Genomic DNA, 7,818 nt, shown 5'->3' with positions numbered 1-7,818 from the left:
AGACGGAGGGTTTTGCAGGCCTGATATGGTGCGTGCTTCGGGCCAGCGGCGCCGAATGCGGCTTCGACGGCGGGGACATCCATTTAGGCTAGGTGCTTTCTTGTTTTATGCCGTGGAGCGCGTCGGCAGCCCTGACCAGGGCCAAATGGGAGAAGGCCTGGGGATAGTTCCCGGCCATTCGGTTGTTCGTCGTGTCATATTCTTCGCTAAGCAGTCCCAGGTCGTTGGCATATCCGACGAGTTGGTCCATCAACCTTTTCGCCTCCGTCGAGCGGCCGGTGCGGGCGTACTGCTCCACGAGCCAAAAGGAGCAGGCCAAAAAGGGATGTTCACCGGGTTTTAGTCCATCGAGCGGTGTCTCAGTCCGGTAGCGGAGCAGCAGGCCGGCGTCATCGAGTAGATCCCGTTCGATCCTTGCAACAGTGCCGAGCATCTTTTCGTCACCGTAGTCGAGGAATCCTACGTGCGGCAGGACCAGCAGGGAGGCGTCCACCTCGGTGTTGTCATAGGTTTGGGTGAAGGAGTTGAGGTCCCTGTTGAACCCCTGCTCCATAATTTCGGCGCGGAGCTCATCCCGGAGTTTCTCCCAGCGTTCAGCCGGGCCATCGAGACCGTGATCCCTTACTGCCCGTACTCCCCGGTCCAGGGCAGCCCAGATCATGATCCTGGAATGCGTGAAATGCTTCGCTTCTCCGCGCATTTCCCAGATTCCGTGGTCTTTGCGGCCGATATTGTTTTCCACGAAGTTCAGCATGTTCCGCTGCAATGGCCAGGAAAAGTTATCCTCATGCCCGCCCCGGTTACGGAGTTTTTCTAAGGCCACCAAGACTTCACCAACGACGTCACCTTGATACTGCTCAACTGCGGCGTTGCCTATCCGGACCGGAATCGAGGCTTCATAGCCGGGCAGGTGTGGAAGTGACCGCTCGGGAAGTTCCCTCTCTCCGCCCACGCCATACATTATCTGCAGGTGCTGCGGGTCCCCGGCGACCGCGCGGAGCAACCAGTTCCGCCACTGCAGCGCCTCTTGCCGGAAGCCGTGGGTCATCATGGCTTCAAGCGTCAGCGCAGCGTCCCGGAGCCAGCAAAAGCGGTAATCCCAATTCCGTTCCCCGCCGAACTGCTCCGGAAGCGACGTCGTGGGAGCGGCCACGATCCCGCCGGTGCTTTGGTGGGTCAAGGCACGCAAGACCAGAAGTGAACGTTTGACCATCTCGTCGTATTCACCTGCCGGCAGGCAGTGGCTGGCCCAGTCGATCCAGTACCTGCTGGTTGCATCCAGCGCCTGGTCAACATCGATGGCCGGTGGCGGGGAGTCATGGGACGGGAACCAGCACAAGTCCAGGTCCACTGTTTGCCCGGCCTCTACGGTGAACTCCCCTGCATGGGAATTATCTGCCCGAACTTGGGGGAGGCTCTCGGCGCGCAACATCACCGCGTGAGGCCCGCCGATGGCCATAATTGCCGTGCCCCCGTCGTCACGGATCTGGCTGATCCAAGGCACGACCTTCCCGTAACCAAAACGGATCTCAATTTCCTGATACATGCGGACACTGCCCTTGATTCCCTGTACCCGGCGAACCAGGGACGCACGGTTATCGCTGACCGGCATGAACTCAGTGACCAAAACTTCACCGCTGTCGGTTCTCCAGAGCGTCTCCAGAACGAACGTCGAGTCCCGATAGCGGCGTTTAACAACCACAGGACCGGCAACTGCCGGGTGCGAGGAAGGTGCCAGCAGCCAGCGGCCGTGGTCCTCTGTGCCAAGCAACGCGGCGAAGAAAGAATCAGAATCAAAACGTGGCAGGCACAACCAGTCGATGCTGCCGTTACGCGAGACCAGAGCGCCGGTTTGCAAATCCGAAATGAGGCCATAGTCCTCGATTGGTGTTGCCATTCACCTACTCAATCACACGGTTTCAGGTCTTTACCCCCTACACCAAAAACATCGGCCAGCTGTAGTTGTCGGGGCTCAGCTGCGAGAGCCCAACCATAGTTCAGGCATGCACGGTGCTCTCACTTCCCGGCCGCGTCGCCCCGCCGCGTGCCGATGCTCGGATATCAGGCGGAACGAGTTTCGCCGGCGCGGTCGTGGTATGCGGCTTCCAGGTTGCCTCTTATTGCCAGGCGCACTTTTTCTGCCAAAGCATGCACTTCATATGCATCGGAAGGAACAAGGCTTGGGTCCATGGTTTCCAGGATTAGGTCGACTTGGCGTGTTGCTTCTTCAAGTTGCTCATTGCTTTTGTGATTGGAAGCGAAGTCCCGAAGCATGCGAAGGAGTGCCGTGAGGACTATGGGTTCGCTTTTGCCGTAGCGCCGCAGGGGCCCGCACAGCAAATCGAGGTAGTAGCGGTAATCGCGGTCCGGCGTGACCACACGGGGCACTCCGGCAGCATCGACGTGTTGTTGCGGCCCGAGTTTGCGGCCTTGCAGGGTCACCATCAGGTCAGCACAGAAACTGATGGCGTGGGCGGCAGTGATCGGGTCGTTGATGCCGGGCGAGATGGCTTTGACTGCAATGTCGGTCAACTGCCGCAGCCCGAACGCAGCGTCCTGTTCCGCGGTGCGTTCGAAGCCGATCTCCACGCCACGGGCAAGTTCGGCTTCAATTGATTCCGGATCGGCTTGTCCTGCTTCTTTGTCATGCCAGAATGTCCCCAGCGGTGCGCCAGCAACGAGCTGGTCACCGGGACGTATACCCAGCCGGAGGAAAATCCCGCGCTCAACTGCCACCTGGACCAGGACATCCGGTCGGATGACTTTCACAAAGCCACTGCGTGAGGACTTCAGGAGGGTCCCTCCGCCTTCAGGCAATCCTTTCTCTGGATCTTTAGAATGGTCCTCGGCACTGGGATAGGTCTGCCGTATCGTGGCCAGGGTCTCCTGATGTACAGCAACCATCATCGAGTCCACGCGAACAGCGCGCACCATATGCCCGACAAAGCCAACCAATGCCCCGGCAGAGGCCAGGCCCATGAACATGACCAGTGCCGGCACCAAAACGGGGGTAGGCGCGCCCGGTCCCATCCCCCGGAGCCCTGTAAGGGAAACTACGAACGTCGAGACCAGCAGCGCAAGAATCGATTGGATTTTTGCATCACGTGCGAATTCCCTTAGCAGGCGCGGAGAGAACTGCTGAGAGGCAAGCTGCAAAGCCACGACGGTGATCGAAAAGGTGAGCGTCGTCGCTGTCATGGTTGCTGTGGCAACTACCTGCAGCAGGGTGCTTGCCGCGTCGGTGCCAGCTGGCCACAGCAGCACAGCCCACGCCGTGTCCGGTCCGGGACGAACCGCCAGCAGAACGAGCGTGAGCAGAAAAGCAGCGAAGGCGGCAGAAACAGGCCAAACCCAAAGGCTCGCCCTCAGGGCCTCAGCTTTTCCCTGCAAGATCCTGGCCATAGCATCTCCTTAACAGCTTGTTCTCGACAGGTCCTCCCGGAAGCCTGCAGTCCAACGTAGCCGAGCACGGGTGCCGGCGGTGAATCGAAGGAGATCGTCGAGCTGCAGCCGCCCATGCGACACGCTTTCCATGCGGAGGTGACAGCGGGAAGATAATGGCACCGGAGCCAACAGCCGGAGCAGGACGGAGGCGATCCTCATGCACGGGCTTCCGCGCATCACGGTCGAGGTACCGGTGCTGAACATCGGATCCCGTCCCACGGACTACGAAGCGCTTGGGACGTACGTCAATGGCCTGCGCAGGGAACAGGGCCTGCACATGACCCTGCTGCACATCGGCATCCTGCCGGAGTTCGTCCAGGACATCGCGGACTGGACCAAAGGCAGGACCTCCACCGACTTAGCCACCCGACGCACAGCAGACTGGCTGCGGGGACTTCCGATATTGGCGGGCTTCTCGGGGACTGCGGAGCGCCTGATTTCCCTGGCCGGAGGCAATGTGTCCGGGCTTGAGGTCCAGGTGCCTGACCGCGTCCATGATTACCAGGTCTTTCTGGTGCAGGCACTCCATGGACTGCTGGAGGAGCTGCAGGTGGACAACGTGGACGACTTCATCCTGAGCTCGCCCGCCCTGGGCTTCAGATACCCTCGCTGGGTCCCCCACGTGGCTGTCGGCCGTCCGAAAACCAGGAGCGGCGGCTCGTGGGAAATCCGGCCGCTGACCGTTGATTTTGGCCCATCACAGATCCGGAACGGACGGTTGCTTCCCGATGCCGACAGCACCTGAAGTAGCTGATCTCCGGCCCCGATTCGCCTGCGGATTGTGAGCCGCGCAACAAATTCTTTGGCGCGAGCGGGCAGAGCCAGACCCACAGGCGGACTGGAACCGGCGGCCGGCGCCACGATCATCGGGGCCATTGCAGCCTGGACGGCACCGGAGACGTACCGCATCCCCCTCAATGAGCTGGGCACGCCGGACGCCAAGCCGGTGTCCCGGGAAGAGTATGACCGGCTCCGGACCGAAGCCCGGGCGGCAAAGCCCTGAGAGTCACCTCCCTGAGCGTCACCTCGAGGGCTTGACCACCATCGCGGACCCGCCCCCACGCCGGACTGGCTCAGCCGCCGCAACCATTCTCCCGTCGGGTTTGAATTCGATTGCGGTGGCGGCGCCTATTTCCGCCGCAGAGGTAAACGCATCACCAGCAGGCGCCAGCTTGTGGCCGTACGGCGTGAGCCGGCTTCCGTATGCAGTGATGAACGCCGGCTCGGCGGTGACGTTGGCGGTGTTCCGCTGAGCCGCCCGCGGTGCCGCTATCGCCTGGGAAATGGTCATTCCGCGGTCCACGCGGTTCAGGATGGTCTGCAGGACAGTGGTGATGATCGTTGAGCCGCCCGGTGAACCGAGCGCGAGGAACGGCTTTCCCTCATCGAGGATGATGGTCGGCGACATCGAGGAGCGCGGGCGCTTCCCGGGTTCGATCCGGTTCGGGTCCTCAGGGTCATAGACCGTCGAGAAGTCCGTCAGCTCGTTGTTAAGCAGGAACCCGCGGCCGGGAACCACGATCCCGGACCCTCCGGTCTGCTCGATGGTGAGCGTGTATTCGACTACGTTCCCCCACTTGTCGGCGACCGTCAGGTTGGTGGTGGAGATGTTCTCGGTGTCCTTCTCATCGGCGAGGGACGCGGCGGCAGCCGGGCACGCGCCGTCGTAATTGGTTACATCGCCCGGCGCGACAGGCTTCTCAGCAGCGAGCTTCGGGTTGATGGCGCAGGATCGCTCCTTGCCGAACAGCGGGTCCGTGAGTTGGGCAGTGGGGACGTCGACGAACTTCGGGTCGCCAACATACTTGCCCCGGTCAGCGAATGCGAGGGCACTGGCCTCAAGGTAGTGGTGCAGGGCGTTCGGCGTTGACATCTCAGCGATGTTGAACGTGTCGAGGATGTTCAGCGCTTCGCCCACCGTGGTGCCGCCGCTGCTGGAGGGTGCCATGCCGTAGACATCGAAGCCGCGGTACTCCACATGCGTGGGCGCCTGGTTCAGGGCGCTGTAGCCGGCGAGATCCGCCGTCGTCATGTGGCCCGGTGGGACGGGCAGCGTGGTGGTGGCAGTCTTGGGGGGAACCTTGACGGCGGCTACTATCTCTTTGGCGAGCTGTCCGTGGTAGAACGCGCGGGTGCCCTTGTCCGCGAGGAGCTTGTACGTTTTGGCGAGGTCGGGGCTCCTAAAGATGCTGCCGACGGCGGGTGCGTCACCGCCGGGGAGGAAGAGTTTGCTCGTGGAGGTGAACGCCGCAAAGCGGACCTTATTATCGAGGGTCTGCTGGCGGAATGTTTCATCAACCACGAAGCCGCGGGTCGCCACGTCAATCGCCGGCTCCAGGGCATCGTCGAGGTCCATGGTTCCCCAGCGCTTAAGTGCACGCTCCCAGGTGGCAGGCGTTCCGGGTACGCCGACGGAGACACCGCTCGTGACGAGTTCAGGGGTGAAGTTGTAGGGTTTGCCGGTCTTCGGATCGATGAAGGCGTCCCTCGGCATCGCTGCCGGCGCCGTCTCGCGGCCGTCGATCGTGCCGACCCGGCCGGTCTTAGCGTTGTAAAAGAGAAAGTACCCGCCTCCCCCGATCCCGGCACTGTACGGTTCGGTGACTCCCAGCGTGGCGGCCGCGGCGACCGCCGCATCCGCTGCGTTGCCGCCGTCGCGGAGGACCTCGATCGCTGCGGCAGAGGCTTCCGGATCAACGGTGCTGACTGCCCCGCCGTAGCCTCTGGCCGTCGCGGTCTTTTTTGTCTCCCGTTCATCGGCGGATGCGGGGCTGATGACCGCCCCACCTGTCACGCTCATGGCCACGGCCGCCGTGATGGCAGCCAGGCGACGCTTAATATAGGGCATGGTCGCTCCCGGGTCTGGGTGGTGCGGTTGACGGTATTGTCACGCTACTCCGGGGCCCTGTGACACTCAATACTCAATTGGTACTCCCGGCGGCTCCGGAATACACCCGCGGATGGAGCCGCCGCCCGGTCCTTCAGGAGTCCTGCAGCGGAGGGGATTCCGCGTCCGTGGTGTCAGTCGCGCCCGAGAAATCATCTGCCTGGTGACGCTGCTGCCGGCTCGCCAGCAGGAAGGGCACAGCCATCAGTTCGATCAGCCCGCTGACCGCCAGCGAGGCCGGATAGCCGTACACGTCGGCTGCGCGCCCTAGCACCGGCTGCACCACCACTCCACCGCTTGATCCCATGAGGGAGTCGAAGCTCAGGACTGTTGCACGCTGCTTCGAGGCGATCATGTCATTCAGGTAAGCCTGGCGTACCGGGGTCCCCGCCGCGGCAACCAGGGCCCACAGCGCCAGCAGGATCAGCGCCGCCCAGAAGGCCTGGATGAATCCAAGCGCCAGCAAAATCATGGCGCTCACACTGCTGCTCAGCATCAGCACGGTGCTGCGCTTTCGAACGAGTCGCCTGACGCGTGGGGCCAGCCAGCCGCCGAGTATCTCCGCGCCCGCCACCAGCGCCGCCGCCAGGCCAGCGATGGAGTAGGCGCCAGGATCGCCAAAGAGCCCGAGCAGGTAGGGCTGCAGGGCATAAAACACATAAATGCCAACGCCTGAGCTGAACGGGGCGGCCAGCATCACGTAGCGCACTGGTGGGTTTTTCAGCCCGCTCTCGATGGAGGCGGAGAGCACGGCACGGGTCGCCCGGAGAGGATGGGCGGAACGTTCGGGCGTGAAGCCCACATCGTGCATGAGCCCGAAGGCCACAAGGAACATGGCCACAAGCACGCCCACGCGCAGCAGGAACGGCACGCCGAGGTCGGTGGCCTGCGCCACCACACCACCAGCCACCGAACCGAGGAGCATCGCGGTGCCCTGCACCATCAGCCCCCTGCCGAGCACCGCCTCCAGCCCGCCCTCGTAGCCGGCGAAGCGCAGCGCATCAACGAGCCATGCTTCGACGGCCCCTGAGAAGAAGGTGAAGCCCAGACCAAGCAGCACAGACACCACCGCCCACGACCAGAACGGGGCGGATAGCTGCCACAGCATGTAATAGAGGTACGTCGAGCCAGCGAGTGTCAGCGTGCCCAGCAGAAAGGAAGTCCGGCGCCCCCATCCGTCGGCGACGACACCGGTGGGGACCTCGAACAGCACCATGCCTGCGGTGAAGAACGCGTTCGCTGCGAAGGCCTCAAAATTGCTCAGCCCCGCATCCAACAGGAACAGGGTGTTGATGCCCCAGATGAACGAGGCCGCAAGGGTATTGCCCAGCGTCAGCGTCAGGTAGACGCGCTGGATTTTGCGGGCGCCGGCGTTCATGGTGCCGCCGTCCCCGTTGGGGCGAGGGGAAGGCACGAGCCCATTGTCGTCCCGATCGCAGAAGCCCGCCAGAGCAGCGCTTTTAGCCAGAGCTTAGCCAGAGGGACCC

Annotated in this window: 6 protein-coding genes; 2 read left to right on the top strand and 4 right to left on the bottom strand. The window is 62.8% G+C overall.

What is annotated here, in order from left to right; genetic code table 11:
* Window positions 1–88: 88 nt before the first annotated feature.
* Window positions 89–1,897 carry a glycoside hydrolase family 15 protein gene (locus RIN13_RS19565; RefSeq protein WP_309108982.1) on the bottom strand — a complete coding sequence of 603 codons (1,809 nt, stop codon included), beginning with the start codon at window positions 1,895–1,897 and terminating at the stop codon, window positions 89–91.
* 164 nt (window positions 1,898–2,061) lie between these two features.
* Window positions 2,062–3,402 (bottom strand): DUF2254 domain-containing protein, encoded by a 1,341-nt coding sequence (locus RIN13_RS19560; RefSeq protein WP_309108981.1) that lies wholly within the window; start codon window positions 3,400–3,402, stop codon window positions 2,062–2,064.
* 199 nt (window positions 3,403–3,601) lie between these two features.
* Between RIN13_RS19560 and RIN13_RS19555 the strand changes: the two genes are divergently transcribed.
* Window positions 3,602–4,189 carry a hypothetical protein gene (locus RIN13_RS19555; protein ID WP_309108980.1) on the top strand — a complete coding sequence of 196 codons (588 nt, stop codon included), beginning with the start codon at window positions 3,602–3,604 and terminating at the stop codon, window positions 4,187–4,189.
* Window positions 4,190–4,225: 36 nt separating this feature from the next.
* Window positions 4,226–4,447, top strand: a complete 222-nt coding sequence (locus tag RIN13_RS19550; protein WP_309108979.1) for a hypothetical protein — start codon at window positions 4,226–4,228, stop codon at window positions 4,445–4,447.
* Between the two features lie 18 nt (window positions 4,448–4,465).
* Here the strand turns inward: RIN13_RS19550 and ggt are convergent, their stop codons facing one another.
* Both ggt and RIN13_RS19540 read right to left on the bottom strand, forming a co-directional pair.
* Entirely contained in the window at window positions 4,466–6,292 is a 1,827-nt protein-coding gene (gene ggt, locus RIN13_RS19545) for a gamma-glutamyltransferase (RefSeq protein WP_309108978.1), read from the bottom strand.
* A 133-nt stretch (window positions 6,293–6,425) separates the two neighbouring features.
* Complete coding sequence (locus tag RIN13_RS19540) at window positions 6,426–7,709, bottom strand: MFS transporter (RefSeq protein WP_309108983.1); 1,284 nt, start codon at window positions 7,707–7,709, stop codon at window positions 6,426–6,428.
* Window positions 7,710–7,818 lie beyond the last annotated feature (109 nt).

The organism is Arthrobacter sp. (assembly GCF_031179985.1).
In the GTDB taxonomy this organism is placed as follows: Bacteria; Actinomycetota; Actinomycetes; order Actinomycetales; family Micrococcaceae; genus Arthrobacter.
This window is presented reverse-complemented; position numbering and strand designations above follow the sequence as displayed.